This window comes from Pinibacter aurantiacus (assembly GCF_019130065.1).
GTDB classification, from domain to species: domain Bacteria; phylum Bacteroidota; class Bacteroidia; order Chitinophagales; family Chitinophagaceae; genus Pinibacter; species Pinibacter aurantiacus.
Map to the genome: position 1 here is coordinate 362,131 of NZ_JAHSPG010000018.1, position 19,599 is coordinate 381,729.

Consider the following 19,599-nt stretch of genomic DNA (forward strand, 5'->3'; position numbering starts at 1 on the left):
AGGACACAAGGTTCACTAAGGATCTCTGAATACTAGAGACTGTCATAAATATAAGGCACCTCTTAGTGAAACTTAGTGTCCTTAGTGCCTTAGTGGTAGCTCTTGAATCCCTCACTATAATGACTAATCGTTTAAACTTATGCAAGCCCAAATAAAATTTACGCTCTGTTTTGCCTTTGTGTTGCTACTCGCTTCTGCCACCGCCCAAACATACACACGCGTCACAAACGGCATATCTCTCAACATCAACGGTATTACCACTGAAATCACATTCTTCAACAACAGCATCGTTCATGTCAAAAAATACCCGGTTGGTACAGTGGCCGAAACAAAAAGTTTCAGCGTTATTGGCAAACCAGAAAAATTAGCGGTTGCAATTACTGAAGGCAAAGATGCATTAGACATCCGAAGCAAGAATGTAAAAGTTGTCATTGATGCAAAGTCCGGCCAATTGAAATTTGGCAACAGTACTGGCGCAGTTTTCCTGGAAGAGAATAGCAGCAGCTTTTCTCCGGTAAAAGATGGCAATGAAAATACTTTTAAGATCAAACAATCTTTCCATTTAGAACAAGACGAAGCAATCTACGGCTTTGGACAGTTTCAGAATGAGCGCATGAATCAACGCAACCAGCAGTTGTTGTTAAGGCAGGAAAACATGCGCATTGCCGTTCCTTTTTTTCAGTCAGTAAAAAATTACGGCATATTCTGGGACAATGCATCTGCAACGATTTTCAATGATGTTAGCAATATCGCCTCTTTGCAGTCTGAGATAGGCAATTGCATCGATTATTATTTTATCAAAGCTGCAAATGCGGACAGCATCATTGCTCAATACCGTTTGTTGACAGGCGAAGCGCCGATGTTTCCAAAGTGGGTATTTGGCTATTGGCAAAGCAGGGAACGATATACAAGTCAAAATGAGTTGCTGGATGTTGTAAATCGCTATCGTGCCCTTAAAGTGCCGCTTGATGGAATTGTACAGGATTGGCAATACTGGGGGGAAGACTGGGCAGACTGGAACGCTGTAAGATTTGGCAATCCGCGTTTTCCTGATCCGAAGAAAATGATTGACAGCGTGCACAATTTGAATGCACACATCATTATTTCTGTTTGGCCATCTTTTGGTTACAAAACAAAAATTTATAAGGAGCTGGAAGAAAAAAACATGTTGTTCAACTTTAAGACATGGCCAGAGAAGGATGTAAAAGTGTATGATGCTTTTAATCCCGCTGCCCGCGACATTTACTGGAGCCACATGAAGAATGATATTTTTTCACTGGGCATGGATGGTTGGTGGCTCGATGCGACAGAGCCCGAAAAGGCCGGCCCAGATTCACTTATCGATGCGCAGGCTACCTACGCAGGATCCTTTAAAAAGGTGGGCAATGCTTTTCCTATTGCATCAACGGGTGGAGTGAGTGATCACCAAAAACAGTATACAAAAGACAAACGGGTTTTCATCTTAACACGCTCCGCTTTTGCCGGCCAACAGCGTTATGGAACGATGACATGGTCGGGTGACATCCAGGGAAGATGGGACGTGTTGCGTGCGCAGATTGCAACAGGCTGCAATCTTTCGCTCAGTGGCATTCCTTACTGGAACACAGATGTGGGAGGTTTTGTCACGAGCCCTAAATATCCTTTGGGCATAAAAGATCCGGCGTACCAGGAGTTGTATGTGCGTTGGTTCCAGTTTGGAACATTCTGCCCCATGTTGCGTTCACATGGCACAAATACTCCCCGCGAAATTTATCAACTTGGTAATCGCGGCGATTGGGCATTTGACGCGGTAGAAAAATATATCCATCTGCGATATCAGTTGTTGCCTTACATATACTCCAATGCTTGGCAGGTTACATCGCAACATTCAACGATGATGCGTGCCCTTGCAATGGATTTTGCTTCCGATAAAAAAGTATGGGACATCGACAATCAATACATGTTTGGTAAATCATTGCTGGTTTGCCCGGTAACAGATTCTTTGTACACCAGCAGGGCAGAAGGCGCAGCCAAAACGGATTTCGGCAAGGTGAAAACAACTTCTGTGTATCTGCCGTCAGGCGGTGATTGGTTCGATTTCTGGACGGGTGAAAAAATGAAAGGCGGCCAGCAAATTTCAAAACAAACACCTATCGATGTTATTCCGGTGTTTGTAAAATCAGGAAGTATTTTGCCTGTTGCAGCTTCTAAACAATTTGCGTTAGAGCACGCGGATACAACGCTTGGGATACGTGTTTATGGAGGCACAGATGGTGACTTCACTTTGTATGAAGATGAAGGTGATAATTATAACTACGAGAAAGGTGTTTTTGCTACCATCACATTTAAGTGGAACAATGCAAAAAGTCGATTAGAAATTTCAGATCGTAAAGGAGAATTTCCAGGTATGTTGCAAACGAGAATTTTTAATATAAAGCTTGTTGGTAAAGACGAGGGAAAAGTGGTGAAGTATGATGGCAAGAGAGTGGTAGTACAGTTTTAAAGCCTTAGTGAATCTTGTGTCCTTAGTGCCTTAATGGTAAATATTTCGAAGTTTTTTTCACCACTAAGACACTAAGGGCACTAAGTTGCACTAAGAAAATCCGATAAGCATGATCGCCAATAGATCAGTGTAAATCAGTCGAATCAGTGTCATCAGTGTGCCAACTTGCTACTCACCAACCATCGCCAAAAAATCAAACAGCCCTGTTTCATTTGGCAGATCAAGTTTTTTACGCAAGCGATAGCGACTTGTTTCTACTCCACGAATAGAAATGTTTAGCAGATTTGCAATTTCCTTGGATGAAAGATTGATGCGCAAATACGCACACAGCTTGAGATCTGTTGCTGTCAACTGCGGATGTTTGTCCTTCAGCGTTTTCAGAAAGTCGTTGTTCACCTTGTCAAAATAATTCGCAAAGCGATCCCAGTCGTCATCCGTCTCGAGTTGGTCATTGATCAGCTTAATAATTTTGCGAACGCGTTTTGATTCTTTTTCCAACTCCAGTTCTTTCAGTGGGACAAGTTCTTCCTTAATTTTGTTAAGCACTTCTCGCTTTTGCAATAACGTCATCGTGTTGGACGCAAGCTCTGTGTTCTTATGCGCTACTTCCGCTTCCAGTTTTTCATTTCGAAGTTGTATGATCTCTCTCTCATTTTTTTCAAGAGCCCGCTGGTGTTCGAATTGAAGGCGTTCTTGTTCCGCCTCGTGTTGCTCTTGTTGCTTTTGCAATTTTATCTTTTGATTCAGTAAATACTTTTGCTGTTGTCTTTTGTAGAACCAATAGATCACATAGGCAAACAATAAAATATACACCAGGTATGCCACAATCGTTCTGTACCATGGTGGCAGAACAGTAAATGAGAAAGAACTCACCGGCGAGAGATTTCCTAAATCATCCTTTGCCTTTACTTCGAAGGTGTAATCGCCGGAAGGCAGATTGGTATAGCTTTTTTCAGCCTTCTTCGACCATGGCGACCACTCACTTTCAAAGCCTTTTAAACGGCAACTGTAAGCGGCCTCCTGCACAAAGATGGGTGATGAAAATTCGAAATGAACTGAATTGTATTTGTAAGAAATATTCTGTGAAAACTTAATTGTCTCGGCAGACGTAGCAGTGTCTTTCAACGACAGGTAACCACCAAAGATCAGGCTGTCTGTTTTGTTTGATGCTGTTATTTGCCTTAACAGTATACTTACGGAACGCTTGTTGTGCTTGTATTTTTCGTAATTCACATTATAGAAACCCTCTTCACTTCCAATCAGAACATTGTTGTTGTTGTAAGGGTAAATGAATTCTTCTCCGTTCGTCATCGTAACATTGTTGAGCTCTGGAATGTATACGAGTTTTGGATGGCCGGGATTGCTGCAATCAATAACACCGGGCTTTTTGTCTTGCACGAACCAGATGTTTTGATAACCGTCTTCTTTTAAGTAAGACACGCTGGCATTGCCAAAAATCTTTGTGAAGAAGTCGGATCTTTTAAAATTATCTATCGTTGGATCATACTCGAAAATGCCTTTGCCACTGGTTAGTATAATTTTTCCCAGAACATTAAAAACGTGGTTATGATTCTCTGATAATATTTTGTTCTTATCATCGTAAAGTTTATTCTGTGGCATACCTGCCGAATCAAAATAAATTCTGTACAATCCTTTGTAAGGATGTGCGGCCCAGATGATGTTTCCTTCAACAGCTATGAATTTCGCGGATTCAAAATGTGTGTGTTGTTTCTTGTTTACAAACTTTCCATTCTCATAACTATAGAGATTGATGCCATTGTATGTGCCTGCAAGCATAAGAGGAGCGGGCGTTTGCGAGCCCAATGTTCTGAATAACCAAAAGCCTGTTGTCTCATCAAGCGGTGAAGCGGTATTGCCATTCACAATATAAGCGCCTTCATTGTGGCTGATCATCAAATGATCATTTACTACGTTCATACCCCATACCTGTCCGGGACTTTTTTCTACAATACTAAACGGCCCTGCTGTTTCATTCAGTTGATCAGGATTTTGCAGGGGCGCTCTATACACACCGGTAGCGGTGCCGAGGTACAAACTGTTTTTATAAACAATGGCTGCATAACCGGGGCTTCTGTTTTCGTTGTCAGGATTAATGTGTGTGATGGCATTGTCGTGTGCAATAAGATCGATGCCATTGTCGAGACCGAGCCATAGATTTTTATCCCTGTCTGCAAAAACATACATGATATTGTTTTTCTGCAAACCATCTTTCTTGGTCAGGTGCTGTACTATTTTTCCCTGGCTATTCATAATGTACAAGCCACTGAGGTTCGTTGCCAATGCCGTAAGGTTGGCATCTAAAACACAGGCCGAGTAAAGGTTTTCCTGGCTTATAGAAGCGATATCCGGAGAACTGAATTTTTGAATGTCTTTATCGCGGATGGTATACAAACCATTTTTCAATGTTGTTATCAGCGATGTGTTTCCTGTAAAATCTGTGATGGCTTTTACGACAGTATTATGCCCTTTAAAATCTTCACCATGCGGAAGAGGTATCCATTTTCCATCTGAAAAATATACGAGGCCCATTTCAAACTGCTCTGCAACAAGCATGTTTCTTGTTGTTCCCAGGAAGCCCCAGTTAATGCTTTCGTATGCTTTGATGGTATTGTTGTGCAGCCAGAATATTCTTTTTGCAGAGCGGAAAAAAATATCGTCGCCCCATTTTATGACATTCCAAACATCGGTGAACTCATTTTCCTTTGGAGGGATAATGCTTTTAAAAGAATGATAGGAGAGTGTGTTGGTGTTATCGAAATAGAAATAACCAAATTCTTGCTGGCCGCCCACGTAGATCTTTTCATCATCGATCATTAATGAACGGACAATGCTTTTATTGGGAAGTTGGTAGGTGTTCCAGTAAGTGCCATCGTATACAAGCAAGCCATCGTCGTTGGCGAAATACATAATGCCACGTTTGTCTTGCGCAATGCAGCGTGTTTGTTTCCCAGCTTCATAAACCTGTTTGGAGAAATTGGTAATGGACGGAACACCAATCTGGTTTTGGGCAAAGATTATCGTTGCAAAAAACAGCAACAGTATTGTCGTCAGTATCTTCCTCATCAGCGAAGCAATCAGTTGGTTAAAACGTAAATATAAAAGGTGTTTCGTGGATTTTGAATGACATTAAAAAAAAAAATTGCTGAACGCTTAATGCTTAACGCCTAACGCAACGGCGGCATATTGGCGTTAAGCGTTAGGCGTTCAGCATTAGGCCTATTTCTTCACTTCAAACTGCAGGTCTTTTAAATTAAACCCGCCTTCATTTATTATTAACCTTAGAGCATGTTTGCCTTTGCTAAGATTGACTTTGCCAAGCTCAACAGCCTGCCAGCTTGTAGAAGCCGGTATTTTCGCGTTTGCAATTGTGTTTTTACCGTCAATGCTCAGGCTCACATTTCCTTTATCGGTTGCGGAGATAACGTTTATATGCAAGGAATAATTTCCCGCTTTGGAAACGTCGATTGTGTATTGTAACCATTCGCCTGCTTCTGTGCTTCCTACGTAATAGTTTTTCGCGTCTGCTGAATCCCGGAAAATGTCCACGCCGTCATTGCGGAAACTTCTTCCACGATTGCCGCCACGGCTGCCTTTAGAAACATGGTAGTCAGCGGTGTCGTTGTCAAAATATGCGATGCCGTTTCTTCCCAGGTCATATTCCGCAGCATTTATCACAGCACCATTCGATACATTATGAGTTTTGAACGGAACTGCGCCTTCGCTAAATGGCTGCCTGAACATCGCGTCTATTACATCTGTGTGAACAACGGTGTTACCCGCTTTGGATGCAGTTGCCAGTTTTATCAAACCGTTGTAGGCCTCTGTAGCGTCCGGTTTTGCACCATTTCCATTTATATAACTAACGACTTTGTCATAATCTGGATTTGATTTGATTTCTTCCGGATTGTTGTTGCCGATTTTTTTCAGCGGCCACCAAGCCCAGCCTATGTTTTGGGATTCCATTAACCTGATCGCTTCTGCGTACCAAACATTTGAGTTTTCACCCGTTTCCCCGATCCATATGGGTACATTGTATTTGCTCCGGGCGTCAAGCATATGTTTGATGGAATTTACATCATTGTGGTTCCAGTATTTGTGAAAACTCAACACCATGTTATTGTCCCACGTGGGCAAAATGCCGTTGTAATTGTTACCCCAGCCGTTCCCTTCAATGATCACGATGTGTTTTTGATCCACTTCGCGAATGGCTTTGGTAATATCCTGCATCAGTTTTTTCAGCGGAACATTGTGCTGTTCTTTGGTGCCGTTCTTGTCGTTGGCAAGGTCATCAAAGCCCCAGTTTGGCTCGTTAATGATGTCATAACCACCGATCCACGGCTCATTTTTGTAGCGGTCTGCCAGTTTTTTCCAGAGGGCGATCATCTTCTGCTGGTTCGCTTCACTTTCCCACAAAGAAGGTTTGGACCCATCGCGGTCGGAAATGTTGAGGTCATTGCCTTGCCCTCCAGGCGCTGCGTGGAGGTCGAGAATCAGGTACATTTGATTGGCCTTGCACCATGCAAGCAAACTGTCCGTGAGTGTAAAACCTTTGGTGAGCCATGTATTTTCGCCCGGTGTTTTTTCCTGCTCCACTGGCAGGGTGTAAAGATTGTAATGCATTGGCAGGCGGATAGAATTGAAACCCCACTTTTTCAGGGAATCGACATCTGCTTTGGTTGTATGATTGGCGAGCCAGGCATCATAAAATTCATTTGTTTTTTCGGCTCCGATCAGTGATTCGATCTTTGCTTTGATCAGGTGTTGCTGACCTTCTTTGTTAACGCGCAACATATAGCCTTCCTGCAGCATCCAGCCGCCGAGGCCAATGCCGCGTAGCAAAACATTTTCTCCTTTTTCATTTACGATACGTTGATTGTCGGCTTTCAAAAATCCCTGTGCGGAACTTTTTGCATTCAAAGCTGCTACGGCTAAGGCAATGCATAAGGGTTTGTGTAACTTTTTGGCTAGCATAATGCGCTTTATGTGGTTTTGTATAAATGTAGGGGCAGCTGGAGAATTTTGGCTTTTTGGCAGTACTTCAATCATTCGTCAATCGAAAGATGTACGGCGTACGGTGTACGAAATACTTGACAATCGGGCATCGAGATGAATTTCGTACACCGTACATCGTACTTCGTACATGGCACCTACGCCCTGCAGGCCAAAATTTTCCCGATCCCACAACTTCTTGTTCTCAAATCTGTATTATAAAGAGCATGTTTTTCCCAAATGATACTCTCGGTTTTCAAAAAACTATTTAATGGTGTTTAAACCTCACGGTATGAAAGCAATATTTATCGGTTCTTTTTTGGCGCTGTTTTTTGTAAATGGTTATGCTCAAAAGAAACAGCAGGATACATTGGCGATACTTATCATCGACCGGATGAGTGATGTGATCGGCGACCTGGAGTCCTGCAGTTTTAAGCTGAATGCTGCGATCGACGACTGGGATCCGTCCTACGGGTTGGTAAAACACTTTACTAATTATGAAGTCTATTTGTCCGGCCAGTCGAAAATGATGGTGAATGTCCATGGCATTCATGGTCACCGGCAGTTTTTGTACAATGGCGATCAGCTGGCTTATTATTCTTATGACGAAAACAACTATGGCATGATAAAAACACCGGGCACATCGATACAGATGATCGATAGTCTGCATAAGATGTATGACTTTGATTTCCCGGCCGGCGATTTTTTCTATCCGGCCTTTACTGACGACCTGCTCGAAAGCGCAGACTCTGTTAATTATTTGGGTATGGTTAAGATAAATGACAAAGAATATTTTCATGTTATGGCAGTTTCAAAAGATGTCAACCTACAGTTCTGGATAAGCAACGATGCTTATAACCTTCCTGCCAAATTTTCCATTACTTATAAGAACAAAGAGGGAACACCGCAATATGTAGCGTCATTTTCCGATTGGCAGATCAATCCTGCGCTACCCAACGCTATGTTTGATTTTCAGCCGCCACCCGGTGCTTCGCAAGTGAGAATCATGGCAAAAAATGAAAAATGATAAACTGATTAAACCAACGATTATGAACACTAAAAAATATCTCTATAATAGCTCTCTTTTTGTTTTTCTGATGCTGGTTGTGTGTATTGATGCCGGTGCACAACGTATGGGACATGGAGCTTCCCAGCGTGCAATGGGCGGAGGTGGAAACAGAGGTGGAGGCGGTGGTGGTGGAGGATTTCATGGTGGCGGAAACAACCATTCCATCAATGGCGGAAGTGTAAAGTCACAAGACAGAAATGTGCGCACCAATCCTTCGACCGGTAACCTTTCCGGTGCGAACAACAGAATGGACAACAACAACAATCGCCCTAATAACAACGTCAATAATAATATCAATAACAATAAAAGCAGGGACAACAAAAGCAACAACAAAAACAGTGGCAATACACGCAACAGCAATAACAAAAGCATTAACAACAGCGGAAATACCGTTAATATTAACGTTGATAACAGCAGAAATGTAGTAAACAACCGCAATACGGTAGTACGTAGAAACAATATCAATACCTATCATCGTCCGCCTTACGCTTATGGAGGAAGAAGATATTATTGCTATCACCCTTACGTTTACCATCCTTATCGTCCTTTTTACTGGGGACCGGTTTGGCACCCATGGGGATTTTTTGTGGCAGCACTGGCTACCACAGCTATTATAGTAGCAGTAGAAAATGAAAAATATCAATATGACCAGGGTGTGTGGTATTCACAAAGCAGTGGTGGGTACACAGTAGTGCAGGCGCCTGTTGGTGGAACGATAACGACGATCCCAAGCGGGGCGCAAACGGTCGTCGTCAATAACACGACCAATTATTACTATGGAGGCGCCTACTATGAAAAATCAGGCTCACAGTATAAGGTGGTTGCTCCGCCTGCAGGAGCCGTGGTAGACAATCTTCCGGAAGGTGGCGAGGAAGTAAAAATAGGTGACCAGACCTATGTGAAAATTGGCGAAACTTATTACCAGCCAGTACAGGTGGACGGCAAACCGAAGTACGAAGTGACGCAAGTGGAAGAGGGGGACAAATAATTGAAAATTGAAAGTTGAAAATTGAAAATGATTTTTAATGCTGTTTATAAAAAAGGAAGTCGCATCATACCCGTGCGACTTCCTTTTTTAAAGGGGCGAATGCAATTCGCCCTATCATTTTCAATTTTCAATTTTCAACTTTCAATTACTTAAGTTCATTCAACACCTCATACATCTTTGCAACCACCGAGGCCGATGGCCCGTTAAATCCATTGATGAGAAAAGCTATTATGTATTTGTTGCCATCTTTTGAAGTGTGATAACCACAAAATCCTTTTACGCCGCCGATGGTGCCGCTTTTCAGTTTCATGCCATTGTATTCGGGAAATGAATTGTAATAAGACGAAAACCATGGCTGCTGTTTGGCATATCGCAGAACTTTCACCAGAGCATCAGTTGTAACACGGTTTTGCGGCGATAGCCCAGAGCCGTCCATGATGTTGAGCGACGTTTTATCAATCCCTTTCTGCTGCCAAAAATCCTGCAAAATATTGACGCCTTCATCCGTTGCTCCAAATCCTTTCTTTTCAAACGCTAAAGTTTTCATTAAAGCTTCTCCGTAAAGATTGATGCTTTTCTTCAAAAACCAATAAACAAGCGAATCGAGGGAAGGAGAGTAGTAAGTATAAAAAACAGTGTTATCGGCAGGAAGACTATTTGCAGGGTGAATATTTGCAAACGGTTTGCTTAGATTATTTCCTGCGTTTTTATTGGAATAAAATTGCAGGAAATTTGAAAAATATTTCACTGGATCAGCGTAGGTAGTTGAAATAGAAAAATCTTTCTCTTCTGCTGGTACAGAACCTGTTACCAATATTTGCTGATTATTTGTTGGATCAAAATAAGCGTATGTGTTGTCTCCGGAGTTTTTTGCACCTGTTTTTAACTCTTCTATATTGATATTAATATCAGCATAAGCCGGTAATAATTTTGAAACCTGTGGGTTGGCGTTTTGCTTGCCAGTGTTGAAAAGAACATCAAACTGATTTTCCCGCCAGTTCAAAGCACCTTGCCCGGCGCCATAATAATTCGCAACATCCTGCCAGATCCATCCTTCCGGAAAGAAGCGTCTAGAGAAATCTTTGTTGACAATACTAATTGATGAGACTTTATTGCTGTTGATGTTTGCCTTTGCAAATGCGGCGGTAATGTTTTTATAGATCACTTCTTCCTTTGTAGAAGCATAGCGCCAGCTTCCAAAACTCGGATCGCCGTGGGGAACGATGAAAATGTTTACTGAGTCACCATTTTTGCTGTAAGCGAAATCTGTTTTATAGCGATAGTCTTTACCCAATAATTCAAAAGCTGTTGCACTGGTTACAACTTTCAAACAGCTTGCTGTAGCCAACCCAACCTGGGAATTTTTATCAAATACTACATTGCCTGTTTTTTCATCTATCACCAAAAGGCTATACACCGCATGTTTCATTTGCGTATCTTTTTCCAACCGATTAGTTGCGTTAATCAGTTTCTCTTTTACCGATTGAGCATTGACCAACGAACACACCAACATGCATATGATTGATAAATAAACTTTTCGCATCTTTGAGCTTTAGAACAACAAAGAACGCAGATTTTCATGATTGTTATGATTTGTTATGATTTTGATTTGATTTTTTGAGCTAGCAATATTGTTCCAGGAATCGATTACCAGGGTCAATATTTTCAAACCCCTAATTTCAAGTCATGACCATCTTGACAATCATGAAAATCTGCGTTCCAAAATCATAAAACATGATCCAGGCTTCAATAATTACGATCGGCGATGAACTACTGATAGGGCAGGTAATAGATACAAACAGTGCATGGATTGCGCAACAACTGAACGCGATTGGTGTACCGGTAAAACGTCGGGTAGCGGTAGGCGATACCTGGGATGCCATTTGGGAAGCGCTGGATGAAGAGGGAAAGCATTCCGACATCATTTTAATAACAGGCGGACTAGGGCCGACCGCCGACGATATCACCAAACCGCTGCTGTGCAAATATTTCAACGGCAAAATGGTGAGAGATGAAAAAGTCCTGGCACATGTGAAGCATCTTTTCGAACAGGTTTTCCGCAGGCCATGGATCGAGCGGAACGCTCAGCAGGCTGACGTTCCCGATACCTGCACCGTATTGTTCAACAGCGTTGGAACCGCACCGGGAATGATGTTTGAGAAAGAAGGAAAAGTTTTTATCAGCATGCCGGGAGTTCCGTTTGAAATGCAAACCATCATGCGAGAGCATGTGTTGAAGCTGTTGCCAGAGCGCTTCAAAATGGCGCACATAGCACACCGCACTTTGCTGACTGCGGGAATCGGAGAATCATTTCTGGCGGAAAGAATAAAGGACTTTGAAGAAAAACTTCCCTCCAATATAAAGCTTGCCTATCTGCCGTCATACGGCATGGTGCGACTTCGCTTAACCGACACCGGTTACGATGTGGATGCCATTGAAAAAGAGATCAACGAACAGTTTGCAATATTGCAAACATTGATTCCGGATGTCTTGGTAACCAACATCGACGAGCCCATGGAAACAGTGGTCGGTAAATTGTTGCTGTCTAAAAAACAAACCGTTGGAACAGCCGAAAGCTGCACAGGCGGTTACATCGCACACCTGATCACCAGTCATGCAGGGAGCAGCGGATACTTTAAAGGGAGCGTGGTGAGCTATGACAATGACGTTAAAACGGACTTGCTCGGCGTGACCAATGAAACCTTGCAAACAACAGGCGCAGTAAGCGAAGAAACCGTTACTCAAATGGTAAAAGGAGCGCTCCAACAACTGAAAACCGATTATGCGGTGGCGGTATCTGGTATCATGGGGCCAGACGGTGGCTCTGCGGAAAAGCCGGTGGGCACCGTTTGGGTAGCCGTTGGAAACCATAAAAAAATTACCACGCAGAAATTATGGTTCCGTTACGAACGTAAGCGAAACATTGAACTGACGGCAATAAATGCATTGAATCTTTTGCGGAAATTTATTCTAGAAAACTCTTAACGTATACAAAAATTCATTTCATTACCTTTGAGCCTTCTGTAATAACTAAATCGCTGAGAGTCACGTTACAATGCGCTACTTTTGCGGCAGTTTTTCCAGAGTATACTAACGATTGTTGACCTAATAAATTAAATGAGAAATTTATGGCCTTAGTTGATCTTGTAATGCCAAAAATGGGAGAAAGCATTATGGAAGCCACCATTTTGAAGTGGCTTAAAAAGCCCGGTGATATGATAGTGCAGGATGAAACTGTGCTGGAAATAGCAACGGACAAAGTCGATAGCGAAGTTCCCGCAACAGAAGATGGCGTAATAGAAGAAATTTTATTTAAGGAAAATGATGTGGTTCCTGTAGGTGCTGTGATTGCCAAGATCCGCACAAGTACTGCAGCAGACGCTTCATCTTCCCAACCCATTGCAGCTCCGGTACAAGAAGCCTCACAATCTGCAGAAACCGTACAAAGTCATGGTGGCGGCAACGGATACACTTCAGTTGCGGAAGAAGCAAAAGCGCCGGTACTGAACAGTAATAAGTTCTATTCTCCGCTTGTGCTGAACATTGCAGCAAACGAAGGAGTAAGCCTGCATGAGCTTGAAAACATTGAAGGCACAGGCAACGAAGGACGCGTTACCAAAAACGACATATTAAGATACGTAAACGATAAAAAGGCAGGAGTAGTTCCACAAGTGGCAACGAAACCTCAACCGGTTGAGGAAAAACCAGCCATCACTTTCAAACAGGAAGCACCGGTGGCAGTAGCCGATAAAACAAGTGTTGTAACTGCCGGACCTAAACCTCCTGCAACCATCTATAACGCAGGTCGCGATGCTGACGTTGAGATCATTGAAATGGATCGCCAGCGTAAGTTGATTGCCGAGCACATGGTAAGAAGCAAGCACACAAGTCCGCACGTTACAAGCTTCTCCGAAGCCGATGTAACCAACATGGTACTGTGGCGCGATAAGGTGAAAAAGCATTTCGAAAAACAGGAAGGAACCAAAATTACCTTCATGCCATTGTTTATCGAAGCCATTGCACGTTGCATTAAGAAATATCCGCTCATCAACAGTTCGCTGGAAGGAGACAAGATATATGTTAAAAAGGACATCAACATTGGTATGGCAACCGCCCTGCCTAGCGGCAACCTGATCGTTCCGGTAATTAAAAATGCCGATCAGTTGAATCTTGTTGGATTGGCAAAACAGGTAAATGGCCTGGCCGACAAAGCACGCACCAGCAAATTAAAACCACAGGATACGCAAGACGGCACATTCACCCTTACGAATGTGGGTTCATTTGGAAGCCTTATGGGCACCCCGATCATCAACCAGCCGCAAGTAGCGATCCTTGCAGTTGGCGCCATTAAGAAACGTGCCGTTGTTATCGAAACACCGCAGGGAGATGCCATTGCCATCCGCCACATGATCTACTTAAGTATGAGCTATGATCACAGGATTGTAGACGGTAGCCTTGGTGCCACTTTCTTAACAGCGGTAGCAAATGAATTAGAAAACTTTGATGTAAACCGTACGATTTAATAAATTTGTTATCTTCATAAACAGTTAGCATATTGCTGACTGTTATGTCTCCGTAGCTCAGTTGGTAGAGCAATTGACTCTTAATCAATGGGTCTAGGGTTCGAGTCCCTACGGGGACACTGGAACAATGCCAAATTGTTAGAAACCTGTATAAAATGAGTATTTTATGCAGGTTTTTTCTTTTTAATATGTCAAAAAACCTCAAAAGAATACAAATCAAAAGGTGAGCAAAAAGGTGAGCAGATTTTTAAAACTAAATTTGCTCACCTCCAGCACGCTCAAATCCTTTACTGGCCTACATCTCACTTTCCTCAACTCGGCATTTTGTTGATTTTATTGAATCACAATTAAAACTTTTGAGTATGTACCATGTACGTTCCGCACTGACCTTACATTCTTGGTCGAAAGAAGAGCGGCTAAGATTCCCAACCGACAATTTATGTCCGGCTAACGGTAAACAACCAGCGAGTTGAAATTTCAACTGGCATTTTTGAATGACCCGCTAATTGACCTTTAGTTTTTAAGAAAGGTTTCTATTGGTGGATTATGATTGTTTTATCGAGCAGTGATCATCGCACTTACTTATTTCCTAATTACTGGCGACAGTTAATTAAGAAATACTCGCAAGGTCATTGTAGCTCGATAGGGCGGTTAAGGCCATTGTTTTGAAAAGGTGAGCAAAAAGGTGAGTCAGTTTTTATTCTTTCGGCAAATGCCTATTAATACAGGGTTTTAGCGATTCGGTGTTGTCTCCTACGAGGACACAAGATCAAAGCCAAAATGTTAGAAACCTGTATAAAATGAGCATTTTATGCAGGTTTTTTCATTTTAATATGTCAAAAAACCTCAAAAGAATACAAATCAAAAGGTGCGTCAGGTTTTTAAACTAAATTGACGCACCTCCAACACGCTCAAATCCTGTACTGCTTAAATCTTTCATAGCAACTTTAAAATATATGATAAGTACCATTATTTCGTGTAGTTTTGCTGAGGTTTTTGCTATTTCTAACAGTCCCGACAGCAGCCGCTTTTCTGTGCGACTGCTTTTTGATTAGAGCAACAATAACGAGCCAGCATTAACATTGGCGCAACTACCCATCTTCATAGATCCCATTTAATCTACATCTGCCAATTCAAATAATAATGGAATGTGCGCATTAGTTTGGGCGGTGAGCTTGGTAGCGTTATTGGTAGCTATTCAGGATGAAACCTAATTGGCGTGAATTGGATAATCTCTGAAAAGGAAGTATTACCAGCTTTATATTTCGCTATGACTTTTCAGTATGATTTTGTTACTGATGAAGGAAAATTTATGTACAATATAACTAACACAAAGTAGCCCGGACGCCATGTTGGATCTAAAGGTAGATGCAATAGATTGAAGGGTGCATTTTGTGTTTACTTTCTCAACTTCGGGCAATCTTCAACGTTGGTTTTGGACTTAATTAAATAATGTAATAAAGACTATTTATTTCAGATTAACTTATTTAGATTTGTTGCACTTCATTATCCTTGATAATATCCATTAATTAAATCCCACCCTTCTTTAGTTGTGTTCGCAAATGTATTTGGTGACCAATGTAGGTGCTTCAATAATTTATTCGCTGTTTACCTCTTCTGTTTTTAAAATTATGTGTACGTGACTGTGGCCCTGGGTGTGACGGTTTTGCGGCCATGTGCTATTGTATTGTTTACTCCCGATACCAAGGTGAGCATACAATGCCTGCTAAAAAATTTGTTCATAATCGCGTTTTAGTGAGTGCCATAACTAGTCAGGAATGCATCATCAAAATGGATCTGTTTACCCCAGTCTATAACTGTTAACTATAACTATTACTTGCAACGAAAAAACCATTAACCTAAAAATCCTTTATGACAAAGAAGTCCTTTCTGCGTGATGCGCTAAAAGCGTCCGTAACGATCTTATTGTATCTATGTTTTTCGCCACTACATCCCTTAATGGCGCAGTACAAAGACACCAAGGGAAAAGAGTTCTGGCTGATGATGCCTGGCAACAACGACTCTTCAAGTCCGTTGATTTACATAACATCCACAACCGATGCTACCGGCGTGATTTCGATACCGGGTCTCTCTTTTCAGGTTCCCTTTTCTGTAACCTCCAATGCAACGACAAAAATCACGCTACCTGCAGCGGCCGCCATTCATAAGTCTGGAATTGCAGATGCCAAAGGAGTCTATATCACTGCATCCAATGAAGTTTCCGTTTCCGTTTTCAGTTCTACTGCTGCCACTGCAGATGCCTATCTTGCGCTTCCCGCTGAAGTTTTGGGCACTGACTATGTGGTTGCCTCTTTTCAAAACGGATCAACGGGGGGCTCTCAATTCGGCATTGTCTGCACACAGGAACCTACACTTGTATCTATTTCGCCTTCCACGCCTCCTTTCGGCCAATATGACGTCTTGCTGCACAGAGGGCAGACTTACGAACTAACAAGTACTGATCCGAACGCAGATTTTTCGGGAACCGTCATTACGTCAACCAAGCCAATCGGCGTTTACGGCGGACATCAGTGTGCCAATGTTCCGGTGGGTTTTGGCGATTGCAACCGCCTTGTTGAAATGTTACCGCCCACCAATGCGCTCGGCAGGAAAGTAATGGCGACTTCGTTACTAGGGAGGGTAAATGGAGATCTCTTCCGCATCATAGGCACTATGCCTAATACGTTCATCACCATTAACGGGGTACCGCAACCAATGTCCTACAGAGGGCATGTGACCGAAGCGGTAATTGTTGGCGATGCTGTTATAGAATCAAACAATCCGGTCCTTGTTAGCCAATATTCATACGGATCGGGCGTCCCTGGCCGGCCGGGTGCTCCTTTTTCTATGGTAGTTCCGCCGGTAGACCAGTACCTGACTGATTATACCATACCAAACGTAGACGGTTACGAGGTTAGTGACATCAATATTGTTACGCCGACTGCCGGTATAGGAAGCCTAACCTTTAATGGACAACCCTTGCCAGCGTATTACTTTCATGCTATAGGCAATACCGGATATTCAGGTGGGCGCATGTCAGTGGGTGGGGGTGCTTTTAAATTGCATGGCAGTCTTCCATTCGGAGCAACTGCATACGGTTACGGCCAGCACACTGGCTACGGTTTTGCCGCGGGTGAAATGAATGCTGACATTTCGAAGATATGGAGCTTTGAACTAAGGAACACGTATGATACATTAAACATCAGCCGTCAGTCTTGCTACGAGGCCGTTGTTTTTGATCAGTTGAAATATCACCCGTTGCCAGGAATGACCGTCATGTTTACTGTTAAGGGAAAAAACTCAAATGTTATTGGTTATGGCATCACCGATAACAATGGTGTCGCTTCTTTCTGTTACCAGGGCGCACAGGCCGGAAGAGACACGGTTGTTGCAAGCGTTGGTACCATTACCGATTCGAAACCAATGGTGTGGCTGGGTGATACATGCAAACTATCATTTACCAGCCAGGTCGCAGAAGCCACCAATACCATGACAAACGGTGCGGTGACAATAGTGCCATCAAGTGGTACGGCTCCTTATACCTTTCTTCTTGGTGACAGAATAAATAATTCCGGAGTATTCACCTCTGTGCCGTATGGTACCTATACGGTGGAGGTTAGAGATGCAAAATATTGCGCCACCAAGGCAGACATACAAGTAACGCGTAAAGTAACTCCTGATCCTGGTAATGAAGGCAACCTGCCGGGGGACACGACATTCAGGGCGAATGAGTTTGACTGCAAGGCAACACTGCACTGGAAGGAACCGGGAGTGTACCAGTCTGTGATTGAGCTGCCTGCTGCCTACAATGATCCTTATCCTCAAAGCAAACTCATTTATAAAGGAAGCTATAACGGTCATGGCTATTATCAGTCCATAGGATTCTATCCATGGCAAACGGCCAAGCAACTGGCGGAACAAAAAGGTGGCCACCTTCTTACAGTTAATTCAGCGGGTGAGAATGATTTTATACGCACAAAGCTGAAACAAGAAGATGGTTATGGGCCTTGGATCGGTTTGTACAATACCGGAACGCTGGGTCAGTTTGCATGGGTTACAGGCGAACCGTTTAATTTCAGCTATTGGTATCCGTCAGAGCCAAGTAACGGTGGCGTGACCAACACTATAAAAGAGCCTTATGTGCACATATGGGGCTATGATTCTCAGAATCGCTGGAACGATCTTGATTCGCAATATTATCTTGCTTTTATTGCAGAATTTGAGGCCCCTAACGTTGAATACAGGCAAATCAGCGGACCTTCTAATGGAAGTGCTGTGCCTGCCGGTGATTACAGGGTTTGCTACGAAATTTTGAACACGGTAAACAATCACAAGGATACAGTTTGCTTTAATGTAAAGGTAGAATGTATACCTGGCGGCGATGTTATTCCACGCGATACTACAATTATAGCCGCTGCTGGTGCCTGTACAGCACCGTTGAAATGGAAGCAGCCGGAAAGTCAATGGCCGCAGCAAATCTGGATTCCAAATACTACGTTTGCGCAATCTAATTTCCTTGAGTTGAAGGCATTGTATAACGGTCATGCTTACTATTTGGGAAGAGGCGGCTTCCTGTGGGATACGGCACGGGCTTATTCTGCAAGGGTTGGCGGTCACCTGGCATCTATCAACAGCGCTGCAGAAAATGATGTGATCGTGAATAATTTTAAAACACCGGGAGGCTATGGTCCATGGATCGGATTATACAACACAGGTGTGCCGAATGAATTTGCATGGGTTACCGGCGAACCTTATTCTAACAATTATACCAATTGGTTCCCTGGTGAGCCAAACAATCAAACCGGGGATTTCTGGCATATTCAAGAGCCTTATGTACTATTGAATAATTACGACAATCTTGCAAGATGGAACGATATCGGTAAAGAATACCAGGCTACTTTCATTACAGAGTTTGAGTCGCCGTTGTATCGTTATTACCAGGTGTCTGGCCCGGCATGGGGAACTGTTGTTGCTCCCGGCACTTACACCATCTGCTACCAGGTGGAAGATTTCGCGGGTAACTTTTCGAGACAACTATGCTTCAAGGTGAAAGTGGAGTGCGGCAGTGTGCCATCTATCGCAAATACATCTCTTATGTCAGCAAACACGCAGGATGAATCTGCTGCAATGTTCAGAGTAAGTGCAGTACCCAATCCGAGTGTTAGCAATTTCAAGGTAAAAGTAACATCTCAAAATGTCACTCAGCGTGTAAAGGTGCAAGTGGTAGATGTATTAGGAAGGATAGTGGAAGAGCGAAACAATGTTGTGCCGAACAGCATTATCACTTTAGGCGATACTTATAAGCGTGGTATTTATTTTGTACAGGTGATACAAGCCACGAAACGCGAGGTTATTAAAGTGGTGAAAGAATAGCACGGCAGGATGTTAATGCTGAAAACAAAAGGCTGCCTCAATTATTTTTGAGGCAGCTTCTTGTTTTGTAAAAGCCTGCGACACTTGCCTGCCTTGGTCTTTAATGTATACTGTAGGGGGATGAAGGTTGACTTATTGTTGAATAGCATTGATT

Annotated in this window: 9 protein-coding genes and 1 tRNA gene; 7 read left to right on the forward strand and 3 right to left on the reverse strand. The window is 42.8% G+C overall.

The window, feature by feature from the left end; translation table 11 throughout:
- Positions 1-139 precede the first annotated feature (139 nt).
- Positions 140-2,482, forward strand: coding sequence for a glycoside hydrolase family 31 protein (locus KTO63_RS25100; RefSeq protein WP_217794868.1), 2,343 nt, complete (start codon positions 140-142; stop codon positions 2,480-2,482).
- A gap of 168 nt (positions 2,483-2,650) precedes the next feature.
- Here the strand turns inward: KTO63_RS25100 and KTO63_RS25105 are convergent, their stop codons facing one another.
- Together KTO63_RS25105 and KTO63_RS25110 are read right to left on the reverse strand one after the other, a co-directional pair.
- Complete coding sequence (locus KTO63_RS25105) at positions 2,651-5,566, reverse strand: triple tyrosine motif-containing protein (protein ID WP_217794870.1); 2,916 nt, start codon at positions 5,564-5,566, stop codon at positions 2,651-2,653.
- 153 nt (positions 5,567-5,719) lie between these two features.
- Positions 5,720-7,474: a cellulase family glycosylhydrolase gene (locus KTO63_RS25110; protein ID WP_217794872.1), complete on the reverse strand. Its 1,755-nt coding sequence runs from the start codon at positions 7,472-7,474 to the stop codon at positions 5,720-5,722.
- A gap of 310 nt (positions 7,475-7,784) precedes the next feature.
- Between KTO63_RS25110 and KTO63_RS25115 the strand changes: the two genes are divergently transcribed.
- Positions 7,785-8,519: a DUF2092 domain-containing protein gene (locus KTO63_RS25115; protein WP_217794874.1), complete on the forward strand. Its 735-nt coding sequence runs from the start codon at positions 7,785-7,787 to the stop codon at positions 8,517-8,519.
- A gap of 22 nt (positions 8,520-8,541) precedes the next feature.
- Positions 8,542-9,549 (forward strand): DUF6515 family protein, encoded by a 1,008-nt coding sequence (locus KTO63_RS25120; RefSeq protein WP_217794876.1) that lies wholly within the window; start codon positions 8,542-8,544, stop codon positions 9,547-9,549.
- Positions 9,550-9,694: 145 nt separating this feature from the next.
- On the opposite strand, the gene dacB is transcribed toward KTO63_RS25120, so the two are convergent.
- The gene (gene dacB / locus KTO63_RS25125) at positions 9,695-11,092 is read right to left on the reverse strand and encodes a D-alanyl-D-alanine carboxypeptidase/D-alanyl-D-alanine endopeptidase (protein WP_217794878.1); all 1,398 of its coding nucleotides are present in this window, start codon (positions 11,090-11,092) and stop codon (positions 9,695-9,697) included.
- A 191-nt stretch (positions 11,093-11,283) separates the two neighbouring features.
- Here dacB and KTO63_RS25130 point away from each other — a divergent pair, with 191 nt between their 5' ends.
- The 4 genes from KTO63_RS25130 to KTO63_RS25145 all read left to right on the forward strand — a co-directional run bounded on the left by KTO63_RS25130 (position 11,284) and on the right by KTO63_RS25145 (position 19,445).
- A complete protein-coding gene (locus KTO63_RS25130) occupies positions 11,284-12,534 on the forward strand; it encodes a CinA family nicotinamide mononucleotide deamidase-related protein (protein ID WP_217794880.1) in 1,251 nt (416 codons plus the stop codon).
- A gap of 143 nt (positions 12,535-12,677) precedes the next feature.
- Positions 12,678-14,072: a dihydrolipoamide acetyltransferase family protein gene (locus KTO63_RS25135; protein ID WP_217794882.1), complete on the forward strand. Its 1,395-nt coding sequence runs from the start codon at positions 12,678-12,680 to the stop codon at positions 14,070-14,072.
- A gap of 46 nt (positions 14,073-14,118) precedes the next feature.
- A tRNA-Lys gene (locus KTO63_RS25140) sits at positions 14,119-14,191 on the forward strand.
- Between the two features lie 1,753 nt (positions 14,192-15,944).
- The gene (locus KTO63_RS25145) at positions 15,945-19,445 is read left to right on the forward strand and encodes a lectin-like protein (RefSeq protein ID WP_217794884.1); all 3,501 of its coding nucleotides are present in this window, start codon (positions 15,945-15,947) and stop codon (positions 19,443-19,445) included.
- Positions 19,446-19,599: the final 154 nt, after the last annotated feature.